Below are 18,927 nucleotides of genomic sequence, written 5' to 3'. Positions count from 1 at the left end.
ATGGCGTTCGATGCAACGATGGATTGCATTCGATGCGTCTGGCGCCTGTCGCAGTGTGCGCCTATAGTGGGTGCGTCACGAAACAGGGCAAAGGCGAAACACCATGCAATCGACCGAATCGAATCGACGAAACGCTCCCGCGATCCTGCTCGTTGCAGCGTCGCGCGGCCTCGGGCTGGCGATGGCGGAGGCATTCCTGAACAAGGGCTGGCACGTGACGGGCACCGTGCGCGAAGGATCGGGGCGCACGAAGCTGCACGACCTGGCCGACCGGTTCGACGGCCGGGTCGAGATCAGCACGCTCGACATCTGCGAGCCCGCGCAATTGGCCGCACTGCGCGAGCGCCTGTCGGGCCGGCGCTTCGACATGCTGTTCGTGAATGCCGGCACGACCAACGATCCGAATGAAACGATCGGCGAAGTGACGACCGACGAATTCGTGCGCGTGATGATCACGAATGCGCTGGCGCCGATGCGGGTGATCGAGACGCTGCAGGATCTCGTGACCGACGACGGGCTGATCGGCGCGATGTCGTCGGGACAGGGCAGCGTCGCGAACAACGTTACCGGCATGCGCGAGGTGTACCGCGGCAGCAAGGCCGCGCTGAACCAGTTCATGCGCAGCTTCGCGGTGCGTCAGGCCGATACGCGCCGCGCGCTGGCGCTGATGGCGCCCGGCTGGGTCCGCACCGAACTCGGCGGCCCCGACGCGCGCCTGACCATCGACGAGAGCGTGCCGAGCCTCGTCGACGTGCTGCTGGCGAAGCGGGCGCGGCCCGGGCTCGAGTACCTCGACTATCTGGGGCGGACGGTGCCGTGGTGAGCAGGATGGTGGCCCAAAGCTCGCGGCGGCCGGCCGGGCTCTGGCTTGCCGTGAGCGTGCCGTGCGGGATCGGGCCCGATGTTCGCGGCCCGGCCGCGGCGCTGCGAAGGCCGTGCCGATTCAATACAATGCGACGACGCGTCAGCGATACGGTGCCGCCTCATCGCGTTTGAATCCGTCCGGTTCATGGCGGATGGTGTGCGCTCCCGTCGTGACGGCCTTGTGTCGAACCTGGAGCGCAGCATGAACGAACCCTATCTGCAGGTGATCGCGCATTACTTCGCGAAGCCCGGCAACGGCGACCGCGTGGTCGAACTGCTCGCGGAGCTCGCGCCGGCCACGCGGGCCGAGCCGAAGAATCTCGACTACGCGTACTTCCGGTCGCCGGAGAACCCCGACCACATCGTGATCCTCGAGCGCTACCGCGATGCGGACGGCCTCGATGCGCATCGGGAAACGCCGCATTTCCAGCGGATCGGCGTCGGCGCGATCATTCCGTTGCTCGATCGTCGCGACGTGATCCGCTACATGGTGCAGCCGGACACCGGCACGGCGACGCCACCGGGAGGCACCCGATGAACCCGTTTCAATTCCGTACCGTTCCGACGCAGATCGTCGAATTCGGCGCCGCGCGCCGGCTCGGCGCGCTGTTGCGCGAACGCTTTCCGGCGCTCGCGCGGTTGTGCGTGGTCACCGACGCGTTCCTGCATCGCAGCGGCGTGCTCGCGCCCGCGCTGGAGAGCCTCGCCGCGCACGGCTGGCAGGTCACCGTGATCGACGACGTGATCGCCGATCCGCCCGAGCACGTGGTGCTCGAAGCGACCGAGCGGGCCGTCGCGGCCGATGCCGAGATCGTGCTCGGCCTGGGCGGCGGCTCGTCGATGGACGTCGCGAAGCTGATCGCGGTGCTCGCGCCGGGGCAGCAGGCGCTGGCCGACATGTACGGCGTCGACAAGGTCGCCGGCGCGCGGCTGCCGCTCGTGCAGATGCCGACCACGGCCGGCACAGGCTCCGAGGTCACGGCCGTGTCGATCGTCACGGTCGGCGAGGCGCGCAAGATGGGCGTCGTATCGCCGCATCTGTTCGCGGACGTCGCGATCCTCGACGCGGAACTCACGCTCGGCCTGCCGCGTGCGGCGACGGCCGCCACCGGCATCGACGCGATGGTGCATGCGATCGAGGCGTACACGTCCGCGCGGCTGAAGAATCCGGTATCCGACATGCTGGCCACGCACGCGCTGACGCTGCTGTCGCGCAACCTGCTTGCCGCATGCGACGACGGGCAGAACCGGCACGCGCGCGAAGCGATGCTGGTCGGCGCGATGTTCGCGGGGCAGGCGTTCGCGAATGCGCCGGTCGCGGCCGTGCATGCGCTGGCCTATCCGGTCGGCGGCATCTTTCATGTGCCGCACGGGCTGTCGAATGCGCTCGTGCTGCCGCACGTGCTGCGCTTCAACGCGCCGGCCGCCGCGCCGCTATATGCGGAACTGGCGGCCATCGTCGCGCCGTCGGCCACGGGTAGCGATGAAGCGAAAACGCATGCGCTGATCGCCGAGATCGACGGGCTGATCGTCGCGACGGGCATTCCGCGCACGCTGCGCGAGGTCGGCATCGGCGAGGCCGATCTGCCGAGGATGGCGTCGGACGCGATGCTGCAGACACGCCTGCTCGTGAACAATCCGCGCGAGGTGACCGAGGCCGACGCGCTGCAGATTTACCGGCAGGCGTGGTGAGGGGCGGCGCGCGCACGGCGTTGGCCGTCACGGGTCACGATGCGCACGCGGCCTGCCGTGCGGGCCGTGCTGTAACGCATGCGCATGCCGACGCGCCCGCAGCCGCCCACCGTCCTTACAGGCGCGCCGCGTCCGCGCCGGCCGCGACCACGTACGCCGAGGCCTGCCGGGTGCCGTCCGGCTTCGTCTGCAGGTACACGCCCTGGATTTCCGGCTCGAAGCCCGGCAGCGCGTTGATCCCGGCTTCGAGCGCGCGGAAGTAGTCGAGCGCCGGGCCGCCCCACACTTCACCCGGCACCACGCAGAAGATACCGGGCGGATAGGGCAGCGCGCCTTCGGTCGCGATCCGGCCCGCGATGCGGTCGAGCGTGACGAGTTCGACGTTGTTGCGGATCAGCTCGGCATTCGCGGCCTGCGGCAGCATCGCCTGCTTCGGGAACTGCGCGCGCCGGAACATCTGCTTCTGCAGATGCTTCATGTCGTGGCTGCGGTAGAAATCGTGCATGCGCTGGCACAGCTGCCGCAGGCGCATGGTGCCGTACAGCTCCGGATATGCTTCGCACAGCGATGGAATCGCTTCGCGCAGCGGCGTGTCCTGATCGAGATGGCGCTCGAACTGCGCGAGGTGCGCGACCAGATGCTGCAGCTTGCCGAAACTCTCCGACGGCGTGAGCAGGAACAGGATCGTGTACAGGTCGGCTTTCTCGGGCACGACGCCGTGCTCGCGCAGATAGCGCGCGAGAATCGGCGCCGGTGCGCCGAACGGCGCGTATTCATGCGTATCGCGATCGATGCCGGGCATGGTCAGCAGCAGCTTGCACGGATCGACGAAATACTGGTCGTCCGCATAGCCTTCGAAGCCGTGCCACGTGTCGGCCGGATGGAAGCGGAAGAAGCGCAGGTCGTCGACGATCTGCTCGGTCGGGTAATCGGCCCACGGGCGGCCGTCGATCTGCTGCGGGACGAACGGGCGGATCTGGCGGCAGGTTTTCAGCAGCAGCTTGCGCGCATCGACGCCATGTGCGACGCAGTCGCGCCACAGGCGCTTGCCGGCCGGGCCCGCGTGCATCTGCGCGTTGACGTCGAGCGCCGCGAACATCGGGTAGAACGGGCTCGTCGACGCGTGGATCATGTACGCGTTGTTGAAGCGCCGATGATCGCAGAAGCGCTTCTGGCCTTCGATGTGGCTGTCCTTCTTGTGGATCTGCGACGTCTGCGAGAAGCCGGCCTGCTGCTTGTGCACCGACTGCGTGACGAAGATGCCGGGATCGTCGGGGCCGAGCGTCAGCATCAGCGGCGAGCAATTCTGCATCATCGGGATGAACTGCTCGTAGCCGACCCACGCCGAATCGAACAGGATGTAGTCGCACAGATGGCCGATCCGGTCGACGATTTCGCGTGCGTTGTAGATCGTGCCGTCGTAGGTGCCGAGCTGGATCACCGCGAGCCGGAACGGGCGCGGCAGGTCGGCGCGCTCGGGCGCGACGTCGCGGATCGCGTCGCGAATGCGCGCCTCGCCGAGCGCCGCGCTGTCGACGCCGCCGATGAGGCCCCACGCATTGCGCGCGGTCTCCAGATAGACCGGACGCGCGCCGGACAGCACGAGCGCGCCGAGGTGCACCGACTTGTGGTTGTTGCGGTCGAACAGCACGAGATCGTCGGGCGCGAGCAGCGCGCTCGTGACGACCTTGTTCGACGTCGACGTGCCGTTCAGCACGAAGTAGGTCTTGTCCGCGTTGTAGATGCGTGCGGCGTTGCGCTGCGCTTCCAGCGCGGGCCCTTCGTGGATCAACAGGTCGCCGAGCCGGACGTCCGCGTTGCAGAGGTCCGCGCGAAACAGCGTTTCGCCGAAGAAATCGAAGAACATCCGGCCGAGCGGATGATTCGAAAAGAACTGGCCGCCCTGGTGGCCCGGGCAGTCGAATTCGACGTAGCCGCGCTGCACGTATTCGCGCATGACCTTGAAGAACGGGGGCAGCAGGTTCTCGCTGTAGATGTCGGCGGCGGCGGAAATCTGCCGGCCGTAGTAATGGCGGCCGCCGTGCCGAAGCTGGATCACGCCGCTCGCGCGCGGCAGGACCGACGGCGGCACTTCCTGGTCGGGCTCGACCGCGACGAAGAACGGAATCGCGAAACCGGTTCTTTCGACGGTTTTCAGCACCTTTTCCGCGGAATCGATTCCAACGACGATTGCCGCGATATTCGTGAAATCGGTCTGAAATACGTCGACCTGTTCGTGCGTGGTGAGGAAGGCGCCGATCAGCGCCGGCTCGACTGCGATTTTCAACAGGCTCACGCGAACTCTCCGGTAAATGACCTGGAAACGGGAGCCGCATTCACATCGGCGCGCAATCCGGGCCCGACACGCGCTGCAGCCGATCGAAACGGTCCCGCGAATGCTGAATGCCGAATGCGCACTGCATCAGAAGCCTTGCGCGGCGCGGCACCGCCGCGATCGGGCCGTGTCCGGCGCAGCCGATCGTAGCAACAAAATCCCGCGAATTCAATCGAACCGAATCGGCAATGTCATTGCGGCATGAGCATGATCAAACAATCCGGAATTGGCATGCTGCGGCGCACATAAAAATGATCCAACGATGAAATCCGATTTGAAAGGCGCCGATGGTTTTACCGAATCGTCAGCTTTTCAGAGAAAAGCATCTATGGCATAGTCGGCTCCGAATTGGATGGCGAATCAAGCCGGAATTGCGAGCGTCTCATGCCGCTGCCCGTGGCCTGCTGTCCGCGTGCTCGTGAGACGAACGATACCAATCGAAGCAACGCAACAGCGAGGGCAATACCATGAATACATCCGTCGGCGGCATTCGTCGTCTCGGCATGCGTGCGCTACTGGTCGACGACGAAATCGCGCAGGAAACCGCAACCGGGCGCGCGGTCCGCACGCTGAGCGCGGAGCTCGTGCAACGCGGTATCGACGTGTTGACGGCCACGTCCGCCGACGACGCCATCGTGCTGATCCGCTCCGATCCGTCGATCCAGTGCGTGCTGCTCGACTGGGATCTCGGCGTGGACGGCCACGGGCCGTCCGAGGCCGTGGTCGACGCGATCCGGCATCGCAACGGCAGCGTGCCGATCTTCCTGCTAGCCGACCGCAGCGTCGCGTCGTCGGTACCGGCCGCGGTGATGGGCAAGGTCGACGATTTCGTGTGGCTGCTCGAGGATACGGCCGACTTCATCGGCGGGCGCATTCACGCGTCGATCGAACGCTATCGCTCGACCGTCCTGCCGCCGATGTTCGGCGCGCTCGCGAAGTTCTCGCGCGTCTACGAATACTCGTGGCATACACCCGGCCACACCGGCGGCACCGGCTTCCTGAAATCGCCGGTCGGCCGCGCGTTCTTCGAATACTTCGGCGAATCGCTGTTCCGCTCGGACCTGTCGATCTCGGTGGGCGAACTCGGCTCACTGCTCGACCACTCGGGCCCGATCGGCGAAAGCGAGCGCTACGCGGCACGCGTGTTCGGTGCGCATCGCACGTATCACGTGACGAACGGCTCGTCGACGTCGAACCGCATCATCCTGATGGCGAGCGTGAGCCGCGACCAGATCGCGCTGTGCGATCGCAACTGCCACAAGTCGGCCGAGCACGCGATGACGATGTCGGGTGCGATCCCGACGTACCTCGTGCCGACGCGTAACCGCTACGGGATCATCGGGCCGATCGCCGCGGAGCGCCTCACGCAGGCGGCCATCCGCGAGGCGATCGCGTCGAACCCGCTCGCAGCGGGGCTGGCGGATCGCCAGCCGAAGCACGCGATCGTCACGAACTCGACGTACGACGGCCTCTGCTACAACGTGACGCGTGTCGAGGAGCTGCTCGGCGCGAGCGTCGACCGGCTGCACTTCGACGAGGCGTGGTACGGCTACGCGCGGTTCAATCCGATCTACCGCGACCGCCATGCGATGCACGGCGACCCGCGCGACCATCATGCGGACCGGCCCACGGTGTTCGCGACGCAGTCGACGCACAAGCTGCTGACCGCACTGTCGCAGGCGTCGTACATCCACGTGCGCGACGGCCGCAGCCCGATCCCGCATGGCCAGTTCAACGAAACGTTCATGATGCACGCGTCGACGTCGCCGAACTACGCGATCATCGCGTCGAACGACGTCGCGGCCGCGATGATGGACGGCCCCGGCGGCGCCGCGCTGACGCGCGAGTCGATCGAGGAGGCCGTCGCGTTCCGGCAGATGATCGCGCGAATGAACGGCGAATTCGGCGCGAAGGGCGACTGGTTCTTCGAATGCTGGCAGCCCGACACCGTGCTGGAGGCGCGCACGGGCCGCACACTGCCGTTCCACGACGCGCCGCCCGAACTGCTCGCGAGCGACCCGGCGTGCTGGGTGCTGCGCCCCGGCGCGCAATGGCATGGCTTCGGCAACATCGAGGACGGCTACTGCATGCTCGATCCGATCAAGGTGTCGATCGTCACGCCGGGCGTCGCGCCGGCCGGCGGCCTGATGCCGGTCGGCATTCCGGCGAGCGTCGTCACCGCGTATCTCGATGCGCGCGGCATCGTCGTCGAGAAGACGACCGATTTCACGATCCTGTTCCTGTTCTCGATCGGCATCACGAAGGGCAAGTGGGGTTCGCTCGTCAGCGCGCTGTGCGATTTCAAGCGCGACTACGACGCGAACCTGCCGCTCGACATGGCGATTCCGTCGCTCGCGAAGGCGCATGGATCGCGCTATGCGGGCATGGGGTTGAAGGACCTGGCCGACACGATGTTCGCGGCGATGGAGCAGCTCGGCACGACGCGCCTGATGTCGGAGGCGTTCTCGATCCTGCCGAAGCCGGAGATGAGCCCGGTGCGCGCGTACGAGCATCTCGTGCAGGGCCGCATCGAGCAGGTGACGCTCGACGAGCTGGCCGGGCGCACGGTGGCCACCGGCGTCGTGCCGTATCCGCCGGGTATCCCGCTCCTGATGCCGGGCGAGAACGCGGGGCCGGCCGGCGGCCCGGTGCTCGGCTACCTGAAGGCGCTCGAAGCGTACGACCGGCGGTTCCCGGGGTTCGCGCACGACACGCACGGCGTGGAGGTCGAGGACGGCACGTACCGCGTGTATTGCCTGACGGCCTGAAGCCCGGCCGGGCGTACGAGCGACCGGCCGCGCGGCGGCCTCACATCGAAGGATCGACATCATGGAAAACGCAGCGCGCATGTCCGACGCGGCACCGGCGGCCGCGCCGAAGAGCCGGATGAACGTCTGGCAGCTCACCATCCTCACGGCGGTCAACATGATGGGCTCCGGCATCATCCTGCTGCCGTCGAAGCTCGCGCAGGTCGGCACGATCTCGCTGCTGTCATGGATCGTCACGGCCGGCGGCTCGCTCGCGCTGGCCTATGCGTTCGCGCGCTGCGGGATGCTGAGCCGCAAGCCGGGCGGGATGGGCGGCTACGCGGAGTACGCGTTCGGCAAGGCCGGCAACTATATGGCGAACTACACGTACGGGCTGTCGCTCGTGATCGCCAACGTCGCGATCGGCGTCACGGCGGTCGGCTACGGCACCGTGCTGTTCGACGCGACGTTGTCGCCGCTGCAGACCGGCCTGTGGACGATCTTCCTGCTCGTGCTGACGACGGTCGCGAACTTCGGCGGCTCGCGCATCACCGGCCGGATCGGCGCGGTGACGGTGTGGGGCGTGATCATTCCGGTCGTCGTCGTGTCGCTGATCGGCTGGTTCTGGTTCAGCGGCGCGACCTGGGGCGCGGCGTGGAATCCGCACGGCATGCCGTTCGGGCCGGCAGTTGGCAGCTCGATCGCGGTGACGCTGTGGGCGTTCCTCGGGCTCGAATCGGCGTGCGCGAACTCGGACGCCGTGGAGAATCCGGAGCGCAACGTGCCGATCGCCGTGCTCGGCGGCACGATCGCGTCGGCGATCTTCTACATCGTGTCGACCAACGTGATCGCGGGCATCGTGCCCAATGCGATCCTCGCGAAGTCGAATGCGCCGTTCGGCATCGCGTTCGCGACGATGTTCACGCCGACCGTCGGCACGATCGTCACCGCGCTGATGGTGATCGCGTGCATCGGCTCGCTGCTCGGGTGGCAGTTCACGGTGGCGCAGGTGTTCAAGAGCTCGGCGGACGTCGGCTATTTCCTCCCGGTGTTCGCACGCGCGACGCGCACCGGCACGCCGATCGTCGGCATGGTGATCCTGCTGGTCGCGCAGGTCGCGCTGGCGCTGATGACGATCAGCCCGGAGCTGAGCAGCCAGTTCCAGAAGATCGTCGATCTCGCGGTCGTCACGAACCTCGTGCCTTACGTGATGTCGATGGCCGCGCTGATCACGATCCAGAAGGTCGCGAAGGTGCCGCCGGGCAAGGCGCTGGTGACGAACGTGATCGCGATGATCGCGACCGCGTACAGTTTCTATGCGCTGTTCAGCTCGGGCGAGCAGGCGCTGATGCTCGGCGGCCTGTGCGTGTTCCTCGGCTGGACGCTGTTCGGCTTCGTCAGCGCGCGCTTCTACCAGATGGAAGTCGATGCGCACGTGAAGGAGCCGGGGAAATCGCTGCAGGCGTGATGGCTACCGCTGACGGTGCGCCAGCAGCGGCGGGAGTGCCCTTTTCAGCAGATCGACGACGGCGCGCACGCGTGGCGGCAGCGGCCGCTGCGCGTGCACCAGCACGTTGAGCGCGAACTCGGGGATGTCGTAGTGCGGAAGCAGGCGGACGAGCCGGCCGTGCGCGAGCGCATCGGCGCAAGCCGGGGACTGAACCACGCCGATGCCGCCGCCCGCCGCGATCGTGTCGTACATCGGGCGCCAGTGGCTGGTGGTGATGACCGTCCGGATGCGCGCGTACTCGATTGCGCTGCCGTCACGCTGCAACGGCACCTGTTCGTTCGCGAACACGCCTTTCACGCGGATGAACGGATGGTTCGCGAGATCGGCCTTCGTGTCGAGCGGGCCGTGCCGGTCGAGATACGACGGCGCGGCGACGAGCACGCGGCCGACCGCGCCGAGCGCGTAGGCGACGAACCCGCCGTCGCCGAGTTGGCCGACCCGGATCGACACGTCGACGCCCTCCGTGACCGGATCGACGATATCGTCGTTCAGCACCAGGTCGATGTGCAGCTTCGGATACGCGGTGCGGATCTGCATCAGCACGCCCGGCATCACGACCTCGCCGAAACATTGCGGCGCCGCGAGCCGGATCGCGCCGTCGAGCGCATTCTCCGTCTTCGAGACCGATGCAACGGCCAGTTCGGCCGCTTCGAGCAGCGCCTTGCTGCGTTCGTAGAAGATGCGGCCTTCCTCCGTGCACGCGAGGGTGCGTGCACTGCGCATCAGCAGCCGCGTGCCGAGATGCCTTTCGAGTTTCTCGATGCGCTCGCTGACGGCCGGCTGGCCCATGTCGAGATCCCGCGCCGCGCCGGACATCGTGCCGCGCTCCACGACCCTGACGTAGATGCGCATCGTCGCCAACAAATCCATGAAGTCGCGCCTTTTGTCTTCCGGTCCGATTTTTACCGATCGACGGATGGTACCAAAGCGGCGCGGGGCCACGGTGTGTATCGAGCCGATACTGACTATCGGCCGGAACGCGACCCGCGCTGTCGAAGCCGCGTGCGTTCGCCCACGCCGTGAGCGAAAATCGATTTCCTTCCGCGCGACCGACAGGAGACCCGACATGACGCAACGGAATGAAGCCCGACGCACGCACTGCGTCGCATGGCAGATCGTGCAGACGTGGCAGGCGGCCGAATGGTGCCAGCTCGACGAGTCGCAAACGGGCATCGCGCTGTCGGGGGCGGTGACGGGCGCGATCGACGGCACGCCGTTTCGCATCGATTACACGATCGCATGCGGGGCCGACTGGCTCACGCGCTCGGCGTGCGTGACGCAGTGGACCGGCACGGCGCCGCCACGGCAATGGAGCATCGCCTGCGATGCCGGGCAGTGGACGATCGACGGCGTCGCTGCGCCGATGCTTGCGGGCGCAACCGATATCGATCTCGGCTTCAGTCCGTCGACCAATACGCTGCCGATCCGGCGGCTGGCGCTTGCCGTCGGCGAGTCGGCCGAGATTCGCACCGCGTGGCTGCGGTTTCCGGATTTCGACATCGTGCGCGGCGTGCAGCGCTATACGCGCACGGCGTCGCACGTGTATCGCTACGAGAGCGGTACCTATGCGGCCGATATCGCGATCGACGACGCGGGCCTCGTCACCGACTACGACGAATGGCGGCGTATCGGTGCGGCGCCTGCTTCGTGATGCGTCGCATCGCGAATCGCGCGCCTGCGCCGTGACGCATCAACGTGCGCTCGCCACCGACAACTTGCCCGGAATCAGCTTCAGCGCGCTGAACGCGTCGGCGATGTTCTGCTGGTACGCGACCGTCGCATCGGCGATCGGTTGCACGCCGTAGCCGGCGCGCTTGAGCGCGACTTCGAGCGTCGGCGCGTCGAGGCCCACGAGCGGCGACAGTTGCGCGGCCACCTCGGGCACGTGATCGCGCGCCCAGCGATCGACCGCGTCGACTTCGTCGAGCAGCGCGCGCAGCACCTGCGGGTGCGCGGCCGCGTACTTGCGCGCGGCAAGGTAGTACTGCGTGTTGCGCACGAGCCCGTCGCCGTTCGCGATCACGCGGGCGCCGAGCTGCCGTTCGGCAGCGGCCAGATACGGATCCCAGATCACCCACGCATCGACGCTGCGTTGCACGAAAGCGGCGCGCGCGTCGGCCGGCGTCAGGTAGATCGGCTGGATGTCGGCATACGCGAGGCCCGCGTGCTCGAGCGCCTTCACGAGCAGATAGTGGACGTTCGAGCCCTTGTTGAACGCGACCTTCTTGCCGCGCAGTTGCGCGACGGTGCGGATCGGCGAATCGGGCAGCACGACGATCGCCTCGCCCTGCGGCGCGGGCGGCTCGTTGCCGATGTAGACGAAATCGACGCCGGCGGCCTGCGCGAAGATCGGCGGGGTTTCGCCGACCGTGCCGACGTCGATCGCGCCGGCGTTCAGCCCCTCGAGCAGTTGCGGGCCCGCCGGGAATTCGAGCCATTGCACGGTGACGCCCTGGCTCGCGAGACGCTTCTCGAGCGTGCCGCGCGCCTTGAGCACGACGAAGTTGCCGTATTTCTGGAAGCCGATGCGCAATCGCGTACCGCTGGCGTCGGCGCGTGCGGGCGCGGCCGCGAGCGGCCCGAGCGCGAGCCCGGCCAGCCCGGCGGCCGCGCCGTGCAGCCACCGGCGGCGGCGCGGGTTCGCCGGGGTCGTTTCAAGGTCTGCATGCGGTGTGTCGTTCATCGAGGCGTCCTGCTGGCGGGTTCACGGGTCGCGCGGGCATGGCGCGATCGGCACGGGACGCGGCCGGTCGCGAGCGATGCGCGCGGCCGGCCCGCGCCGGACTCAAGACGATACGGCCAGGCGGGACGGCGGCCAACCAATGAATCCGCATATGCAAATCAGCAGCCGGACGATACGTGAACGGTGACGCGGCAGGGCACCGCGCTTAGGCGGTGACGAGCAGGCTTTCCTCGATCGAATCGACGCGGTCCGGATAGAACGCGAGGTGCTCGCGAATCGATTCGACTGCTGGATTCGGATGCTCGTACGTCCACACCGCATTGGTCGCGCGTTCGCCGCCGGCCGGAATCGAGTAGTACGCGCAATCGCCCTTGTACGGGCAGTAGGTCGCGTGGTCGGTGCGTTCGAGCAGCGACATGTCGGCATCCTCGCGCGGAATGTACAGCACCGCCGGATAGCTGGCCTCGCGCAGCACCAGTGCATGGCGCGTATCGGCGACGACCTTGCCGGCGACCTTCACGACCACGCGCGACGAGTGCGGTTCGATCAGGATCGGATGATCGGGGCCCGGCGACTTCACGGGACGAGACGGCGTATCGGGGTTGAGCGACATGCGTGATCCTCCAGGAACGGGCGGCGCATCGGCGGGTGCGCCGTGCCGGCATGCGTGCGCCGGCGGATTCCCGCGCACCGGTGCCGGCGTTGGCCAACCGATACGATGCGCCAATTCGGCGGAACCTGCAGGGGGCCGGAAGGATGCCCGCGACCGTGAGCGAACGGCGCTGCGTCATGACGCCGGGCCGGGCGTCGCGGCGGTGTTCCGCGAGCAAGTCCACGGCGCTCGCATGGACATTCCCATGCAGGGGCAGCGGGATGCATCCGCGACGATAAGCAACGCGGAATTAATTGGTAAGCGATCGGCGGGATGCGCGCGAAGATCGACGGTCGTCATTCGCATGGCACCTCTTGCTTGCCTCTCTCACCATGAAGAATCCTTTCGTTTCGTCAGCCGCGCGCCGTACGCGCGGCGTAACGCATGCCGGCGCCGCGCTGCGCTGCATGGCCGCGTCGCTGCTGCTGGCCGGCGCCGTGCCGCACGCACTCGCGGCACCCGCGGGCAAGACACTCGTGTACTGCTCCGAAGGCAGCCCGGCCGGCTTCGACCCCGGCCAGCACACGACGAGCACCGATTTCGATGCGAGCACGTACACGATCTACAACGGGCTCGTGCAATTCAAGCGCGGTACGCTCGATCTCGTACCGTCGCTGGCGACGAGCTGGGACGTGTCGTCCGATCAGCGCACGATCACGTTCCATCTGCGGCGCGGCGTGAAATTCCAGACGACCGCGTGGTTCAAGCCGACCCGGCCGTTCCAGGCCGACGACGTCGTGTTCACGTTCCGCCGGATGCTCGACCCGGACGATCCGTTTCGCCAGGCCTATCCGGTCAGCTTCCCGTATTTCAGCGATCTCGGCTTCGACCGCAACATCGAGCGCATCGAGAAGGTCGACGACTATACGGTGCGCTTCGTGCTGAAGTCGCCCGACGTCGTCTTCGTGCGCAATCTCGCGATGGCGTTCGCGTCGGTGCTGTCGGCCGAATATGCGTCGCAGCTCGCCGCACGCCATCGCGAGTCGGACATCAACCAGTTCCCGGTCGGCACGGGGCCGTTCCTGCTGCGCACGTACCAGAAGGACGCGCTGATCCGCTACGACGCGAATCCCGACTACTGGAAACCGGACGACGTGAAGCTCGCACGCCTCGTGTTCGCGATCACGCCCGATCCGGCTGCGCGGTTGCAGAAGCTCGTGGCCGGCGAGTGCCAGGTGTCGGTGTTTCCGCGGCCGGCCGATCTCGAGACGGTGCGGCGCGACCCGAAGCTGACGCTGTTCTCGGGGACGGGCTTCAACGTCGGCTTCGTCGCGTACAACACGCAGCATCCGCCGCTCGATCGCGTCGACGTGCGGCGCGCGCTCGACATCGCGATCGACAAGGCGGCGATCATCAAGACCGTGTTCAACGGCGACGCGACGATCGCGACGAACCCGATGCCGCCCGCGCAATGGTCGTACAACCCGCGCCTGAAGGACGCGCCGCGCGATCCGGCGGCCGCGAAGGCGCTGCTCGCGCAGGCCGGCTTTCCGAACGGTTTCGACCTGACGCTGTGGGCGATGCCCGTGCAGCGCCCGTACAACCCGAATGCCCAACTGATGGCGCAACTGATCCAGCAGGACTGGGCGAAGATCGGTGTGCGCGCGAAGATCGTCAGCTACGAATGGGGCGAATACAACCGCCGCGCGAAACACGACGGCCAGCACGACGCGATCCTGTACGGCTGGTCGGGCGACAATGGCGACCCCGACAACTGGCTCGGCACGCTGCTCGGCTGCGACGCGGTGCACGGCAGCAATCTCGCGAAGTGGTGCAACAAGGACTTCGAGCAACTCGTGACGGCGGCGCGTTCGAATGCGGATGTCGCGAAGCGCACGGCGCTGTACGAGCAGGCGCAGGTGGTGTTCAAGGACCAGGTGCCGTTCACGCCGATCGCGACGTCGATCGTGTCGCTGCCGATTTCCAGGCGCGTACACGGGCTGACGTTCTCGCCGCTCGGCGGACACCGGTTCGACGGCGTGTGGCTCGATTGACGGAGAAAAGCCGGCGCGCGCGAGCCGACGTTCGCAGCGTCGGCCGAGGGCGACGGCTGACGCCGTTTCGACCGGCGTGCCTTCGTGCGCGATCGAAGGCCGTCCGTCGGGGCCGACCGGCACGTCGCCGATGAGTATCGTGCGATAGAGCTGGCGGTCGGAGTCGAGATCGAAGATGTCGACGGGCGTGAGATGCGCGGTCGCACGGTCGTCCCGGAACGCGATGCAGCGCGGTTGAACTATGCTTGTCGCAGGGCGACGGGGGACGCAACCCTGTCGCGCATGGGACGCGTCCTCGTCGTCGTGCACACGGCAGCCAGGACGTCGTTCGACAGAACGGTCATACGGAGACGGCCATGCAAGTCCAGGACCTGACGGGCGCGACGCTCGATTACTGGGTGGCGATGGCGGAAGACCTCGTCGAGCCGCGCGTCGACACGTCGGCATGCACGGTGATTCGCGAGCCGGGCGGCGCGCCGACGCCGTTCGCGCCGTCGTCGTCGTGGGCGGACGGCGGCCCGCTCGTCGAGCGGCTGCCGTTCGCCGCGTTCGAGCGCGACGGCGGGCGGGGCGTCTGGCGCGCGGTGCTGCACCGGGCCGTGCCGGCCGCAGGCGAGCGCTGCACGTTCAACCAGTCGGGGCCGACGTTGCTGATCGCCGCGATGCGCACGCTCGTCGCGTCGACGTTCGGCGACGACGTGCCGGATCTCGATATGGCGCGGCCGCGCTGAACGCGTGCCCGCGCCCCGCGTGGCGCCACTCAGGCCGCCACGTTCCGGATGGCGATCGACGCGACGTCGACGCGGCGCGGCAGGATCGCGTCCGCCGCCGCGCGATCGGCGACGCGCTGCAGCACGTCGATGTCGGCGCCGCTGAGGCTGCGCTGCGCGAGCGCGGCCCGCCGTGCGATATCGGTGGCCGCGTCGGGCGGCAGGCGCGTGAGCGATGCATAGACGCTCGCATAGTCGGCGGGATGCGCGAGCGCCCATTGGCCCGCACGGGCGAGCCGCGCGAGCACGTCCGCGAGCGCCGCGCGCTTGCCGCGATCGTCGAGGGTTTCGATCGGCGACGTGAGGAACGCGAGCCCCGAATTGATGCCGCTGCCGTCGCGGACGATGCGCGCGCCGCGTCGCACCGCATGCCCGTAGTACGGATCGAACGTGGCCCAGATGCCGATCCGCTTCGCCTCGAACGCGGCGAACGCGTCGACCGGCAGCACGAAGCGCACGTCGACGTCGCGCGGCGCGAGCCCGTGTTCGCGCAGCGCGCCGTACAACTGGTATTGCGAGATGCTGCCGCGCGCGGACGACACGACGACGGTTTGCCCTTTCAGGTCGGCCACCGTGCGAACCGGCGAGTCGGGCTGCACGACGATGCCGAGCGACGCCGGCGAGCCGACGCGCGTCGCGACGATCCGCAACGACGGATCGCCGAGCGCGGCCGTCAGGACGGGGAGGTCGCCGGCTGGCGCGAGATCGATCGCGCCCGCGCGCTGCGCTTCGAACAGCGGCGCGGCGCCCTGGAAGTTGGCCCAGCGGAACCGGTACGGCGTGCCGTCGAGCACGCGCGCCGCTTCGGCCAGCGCCCGCAGGCCGCCGGCCTGGTCGCCGAGCACGAGCGTGACGCCCGACAGGTCGGCGCCGGCCGCGCTCGCGGGCAGCGCGAGGCCGCTCGCGAGCGGCGCGGCGGCGAGGGCGGCAAGGCGCTGCAGCGTGCGGCGGCGTGCCGTGGCGAAAGAGTGGGTCATCGGCGGTGTGTCCTCGGTGATCCGCGCGCGGGCGGCGCGGCTGCCGGGCAGATTACGGAATCGGTTTCCGGCCGACAAACATCGAATCGTGAAATGCATATTCGCGCGGCACGCCGTTTCGATCCGTCAGCCTTTCAGCGCGTCGCGATCGACCTGCGCGTCGTGCAGGTCGCGCGTGGCGTTGCGCAGCTTCGCCTGCTTGTCTGCGAGCTTGCGTTGCGCATGGTTCAGCTTCCTTGCGTCGCCGAGCGCTTCGGCTTCGCGGACGCGCGCCTGTGCGTCGCGTACCTCGTCTTCCGCATTGCGCAGGTCGCGCGCCTTGTCGGTCAGCTTGCGTTCGGCGCGCGCGAGCTGGCCGGCGTCCGTGCAGTTGGCCGTGATCCGATCGAGCGCGGCCTGCTGGCGCATCGCCTGTTGCATGTTGCCGAACCGTTTCGCGTTGTCGATCTGCGTGTTCAGCGCACGGATGCGTGTCGAGCAGTCCTGAGTGCCGGCGAATGTGCCGGCGCTCGCGAATAGCGCGACCGGGACGGCCAGCGCGACGAGTGCGTTCTTCATGCGGATTTCCTCGATTCGATAAAGCGGCTACGGGCGTTCGCGAGGCGACGCCCGTCGGCACGTGTTCAATGCGTCATTCTGGCGAGTCGTCGCGGCGCGGGTAAATAGGACCGGTCTGACATGCGGCGTGGCGTCCGAGCGCACGCTTGCGGCCCGGGTGCGGCGTCGGTCAGTGCGACTTCGTCGCGATGCGATGGACGCGTGCCGCCTGCGCGACGCGTGCCGGATGCGACGCATGGCAATGCGTGGCCGGTCCGCGGCGCGTGCGCCGGACGGGCTCGGGCGGATCGGCGGTGGCTGGCGCGGTTGCCGGGATGTCCGCATCGGCCCCGGAAGCGGCGACCGCGGCGACTGCCGGCAGCGTCGCCTCGGCGTCGAGCCACGCGCGCGTCGCTTCGGCGATCAGTCCGCGCAGCCACCGACCGCCTTCCGCGCACGATCCCGCTTCGTTCCACGTCATCCGGTACACGATGTCCGGCGGCTCGGCCGGCAGCGCGACCGCAGCGAGCGGCAGCAGCTTCGCGTAGTGCCGCGCGAGCCGGTACGTGGTGGTGAGGATCAGGTCGGTGCGCACGAGCGCATGCGCGGCGAGCTCGAAGTGCGGCAGCGTGACCGCGATGCGCCGCTGCAGGCCCACGCGTTCGAGCTGCCGGTCGATCGCGCCGGACGCTTCGAGCCACGACGGCGTCGGGCACAGCTGCGGCGCCGCCGCGAACCCGGCGGCCGTCATCGCGCCGCGCCGCGCGAGCGGATGCGTCGCGCGCATCAGGCACACGACGCGATCGTCGAACAGGTCGTCCTGCCGAAAGCGCGACCGGCGTGCGGGCCGGTTGTCGATCACGACGTCGAGCTCGCCGTCGGCCAGTGCGCGTTCGTCGTCGAACCCGTCGCCGAGCGGATGAAACACCAGTTGCGCGTTCGGCGCCCGCTCGCGAAACAGCGCGACGAGCTTCGGCACGAACAGCACGTTCAGGTAGTCGGGGCAGCCGATCCGGTAGGTGCGCACCGACGTGCGCGCGTCGAACCGCGGCTGCTGGATGCGGATGAAGTCGATCACGCGCAGCGCATTGCGCAGCGGCTCGATCAGGCGCGCGCCGAACTCGGTCGGCACCATCCCGTAGCGGCTGCGCACCAGCAGCGGGTCGCCGAGCAGCGTGCGCAGGCGCTTGAGCGCGGCGCTCGTCGCCGGCTGCGACATGTTCAGGCGCACGGCCGCACGCGACACGGTACGCTCGGTCAGCAGCGCGAGCAGGATGCGCATCAGCCGTGCATCGAGCACGTCGAGCGCGCCCGCGGCGTCGGACGCGCCGCGGGGCAGGGCCGTCCGGTCTAGCGGGTTGCGCATGCCGATACGCGTCCCGGCGAGACGGGGCGTGCGCGCCATATGGCAACCGGCCGGCGGCCCGTCATTTCGCGAAGGTTCCCGGCCAGCCGACGATCCGCTTCGCGCGCGGCGGCGCGTACGTGCGAACCTTCGACGTCTTCAGCTTCAGGCGCACCAGCGACTCGGCGAGCGCGACCGCCGCCGACACGCCGTCGACCACCGGCACGCCCGTGCATTCCTCGATCTGCCGATCGAGGCCGGCCATGCCGCCGCAGCCGAGGCAGATCACTTCCGCGCGATCGTCCTGCACCGCGCGCTGCGCCTCGCCGACGATCGATTCGATCGCGCGGGCCGGATCCGCTTCCAGCTCGAGTACCGCGAGGCCGCTCGCGCGCACCGACGCGCAGCGCGCATCGAGCCCGGCGAGCTTCAGGCGATCCTCGATCAGCGGCACCGTGCGGTCGAGCGTCGTGACGACCGAGTAGCGATGGCCGAGCAGCATCGCGACGCTGGCGGCCGCTTCGGTGATGTCGACGACGGGCACCGTCAGCAGTTCCTGCAGCCCTTCGCGGCCGTGTTCTCCGTAGCCGGCCTGGATCACCGCATCGTACGGTTCGTCGTAGTTCAACACGCGATCCATCACGGCGATCGCCGCGAGGTAGCTCTCGAAGTTGCCTTCGATCGACTCCGCGCCGAAGCGCGGCGTCAGCCCGACGATCTCCGTGCCGGGCGACGCGGCGGCCTGCGCCTGTGCGGCGATCGCGTCGGTGATCGACTCGGTCGTGTTGACGTTGACTACCAGGATCCTCATCGTGACTCCG

At 68.2% G+C, this 18,927-nt stretch carries 16 protein-coding genes and 1 pseudogene; 8 read left to right on the top strand and 9 right to left on the bottom strand.

The window, feature by feature from the left end:
• Positions 1-103: 103 nt before the first annotated feature.
• The 3 genes from WT24_RS23730 (at position 104) to WT24_RS23720 (ending at position 2,556) form a co-directional block, all read left to right on the top strand.
• Complete coding sequence (locus tag WT24_RS23730; RefSeq protein ID WP_060036030.1) at positions 104-823, top strand: SDR family oxidoreductase; 720 nt, start codon at positions 104-106, stop codon at positions 821-823.
• 243 nt (positions 824-1,066) lie between these two features.
• Positions 1,067-1,402 (top strand): putative quinol monooxygenase, encoded by a 336-nt coding sequence (locus WT24_RS23725; protein ID WP_059500888.1) that lies wholly within the window; start codon positions 1,067-1,069, stop codon positions 1,400-1,402.
• Positions 1,399-2,556 carry an iron-containing alcohol dehydrogenase gene (locus tag WT24_RS23720; protein WP_060036029.1) on the top strand — a complete coding sequence of 386 codons (1,158 nt, stop codon included), beginning with the start codon at positions 1,399-1,401 and terminating at the stop codon, positions 2,554-2,556. The genes WT24_RS23725 and WT24_RS23720 overlap by 4 nt, the downstream gene beginning before the upstream one ends.
• A gap of 115 nt (positions 2,557-2,671) precedes the next feature.
• Here the strand turns inward: WT24_RS23720 and WT24_RS23715 are convergent, their stop codons facing one another.
• Positions 2,672-4,852 carry an ornithine decarboxylase gene (locus tag WT24_RS23715; RefSeq protein WP_060036028.1) on the bottom strand — a complete coding sequence of 727 codons (2,181 nt, stop codon included), beginning with the start codon at positions 4,850-4,852 and terminating at the stop codon, positions 2,672-2,674.
• A gap of 506 nt (positions 4,853-5,358) precedes the next feature.
• On the opposite strand from WT24_RS23715, the gene WT24_RS23710 reads away from it, so the two are divergent.
• Positions 5,359-7,659 (top strand): Orn/Lys/Arg decarboxylase N-terminal domain-containing protein, encoded by a 2,301-nt coding sequence (locus WT24_RS23710; protein ID WP_059792055.1) that lies wholly within the window; start codon positions 5,359-5,361, stop codon positions 7,657-7,659.
• A 61-nt stretch (positions 7,660-7,720) separates the two neighbouring features.
• Complete coding sequence (gene potE, locus WT24_RS23705; protein WP_060036027.1) at positions 7,721-9,106, top strand: putrescine-ornithine antiporter; 1,386 nt, start codon at positions 7,721-7,723, stop codon at positions 9,104-9,106.
• Positions 9,107-9,109: 3 nt separating this feature from the next.
• On the opposite strand, the gene WT24_RS23700 is transcribed toward potE, so the two are convergent.
• Positions 9,110-10,018 carry a LysR family transcriptional regulator gene (locus tag WT24_RS23700; RefSeq protein ID WP_060036026.1) on the bottom strand — a complete coding sequence of 303 codons (909 nt, stop codon included), beginning with the start codon at positions 10,016-10,018 and terminating at the stop codon, positions 9,110-9,112.
• A 196-nt stretch (positions 10,019-10,214) separates the two neighbouring features.
• Between WT24_RS23700 and WT24_RS23695 the strand changes: the two genes are divergently transcribed.
• A complete protein-coding gene (locus WT24_RS23695) occupies positions 10,215-10,799 on the top strand; it encodes a putative glycolipid-binding domain-containing protein (protein ID WP_060036025.1) in 585 nt (194 codons plus the stop codon).
• 39 nt (positions 10,800-10,838) lie between these two features.
• On the opposite strand, the gene WT24_RS23690 is transcribed toward WT24_RS23695, so the two are convergent.
• Both WT24_RS23690 and WT24_RS23685 read right to left on the bottom strand, forming a co-directional pair.
• Entirely contained in the window at positions 10,839-11,831 is a 993-nt protein-coding gene (locus WT24_RS23690; RefSeq protein WP_060036024.1) for a sulfonate ABC transporter substrate-binding protein, read from the bottom strand.
• A gap of 205 nt (positions 11,832-12,036) precedes the next feature.
• Complete coding sequence (locus WT24_RS23685; RefSeq protein ID WP_060036023.1) at positions 12,037-12,444, bottom strand: DUF427 domain-containing protein; 408 nt, start codon at positions 12,442-12,444, stop codon at positions 12,037-12,039.
• 371 nt (positions 12,445-12,815) lie between these two features.
• Between WT24_RS23685 and WT24_RS23680 the strand changes: the two genes are divergently transcribed.
• Entirely contained in the window at positions 12,816-14,477 is a 1,662-nt protein-coding gene (locus WT24_RS23680) for an ABC transporter substrate-binding protein (RefSeq protein WP_060036022.1), read from the top strand.
• Positions 14,478-14,522: 45 nt separating this feature from the next.
• On the opposite strand, the pseudogene WT24_RS33520 reads toward WT24_RS23680, so the two are convergent.
• A pseudogene (locus tag WT24_RS33520) lies at positions 14,523-14,714 on the bottom strand (TauD/TfdA family dioxygenase); the annotation flags it as partial.
• 119 nt (positions 14,715-14,833) lie between these two features.
• On the opposite strand from WT24_RS33520, the gene WT24_RS23675 reads away from it, so the two are divergent.
• Positions 14,834-15,208, top strand: a complete 375-nt coding sequence (locus tag WT24_RS23675; RefSeq protein ID WP_059500822.1) for a phage protein NinX family protein — start codon at positions 14,834-14,836, stop codon at positions 15,206-15,208.
• A 29-nt stretch (positions 15,209-15,237) separates the two neighbouring features.
• Here WT24_RS23675 and WT24_RS23670 read toward each other — a convergent pair whose 3' ends face one another.
• From WT24_RS23670 to WT24_RS23655, 4 genes are all read right to left on the bottom strand, one after another.
• A complete protein-coding gene (locus WT24_RS23670; protein WP_060036071.1) occupies positions 15,238-16,224 on the bottom strand; it encodes an ABC transporter substrate-binding protein in 987 nt (328 codons plus the stop codon).
• Positions 16,225-16,350: 126 nt separating this feature from the next.
• On the bottom strand, positions 16,351-16,782 hold the full coding sequence (locus WT24_RS23665) for a DUF1090 family protein (protein ID WP_059792063.1): 432 nt from the start codon (positions 16,780-16,782) through the stop codon (positions 16,351-16,353).
• Between the two features lie 169 nt (positions 16,783-16,951).
• Complete coding sequence (locus WT24_RS23660) at positions 16,952-18,127, bottom strand: LysR family transcriptional regulator (protein WP_060036070.1); 1,176 nt, start codon at positions 18,125-18,127, stop codon at positions 16,952-16,954.
• Between the two features lie 61 nt (positions 18,128-18,188).
• Positions 18,189-18,917, bottom strand: coding sequence for an aspartate/glutamate racemase family protein (locus tag WT24_RS23655; protein ID WP_060036021.1), 729 nt, complete (start codon positions 18,915-18,917; stop codon positions 18,189-18,191).
• Positions 18,918-18,927: the final 10 nt, after the last annotated feature.

Origin of the sequence: Burkholderia sp. MSMB1078WGS, assembly GCF_001528895.1 — a bacterium.
Classification (GTDB): Bacteria; Pseudomonadota; Gammaproteobacteria; order Burkholderiales; family Burkholderiaceae; genus Burkholderia.
Note: the sequence above shows the minus strand (reverse complement) of the source record. Positions and strands in the feature narration are given on the sequence as shown.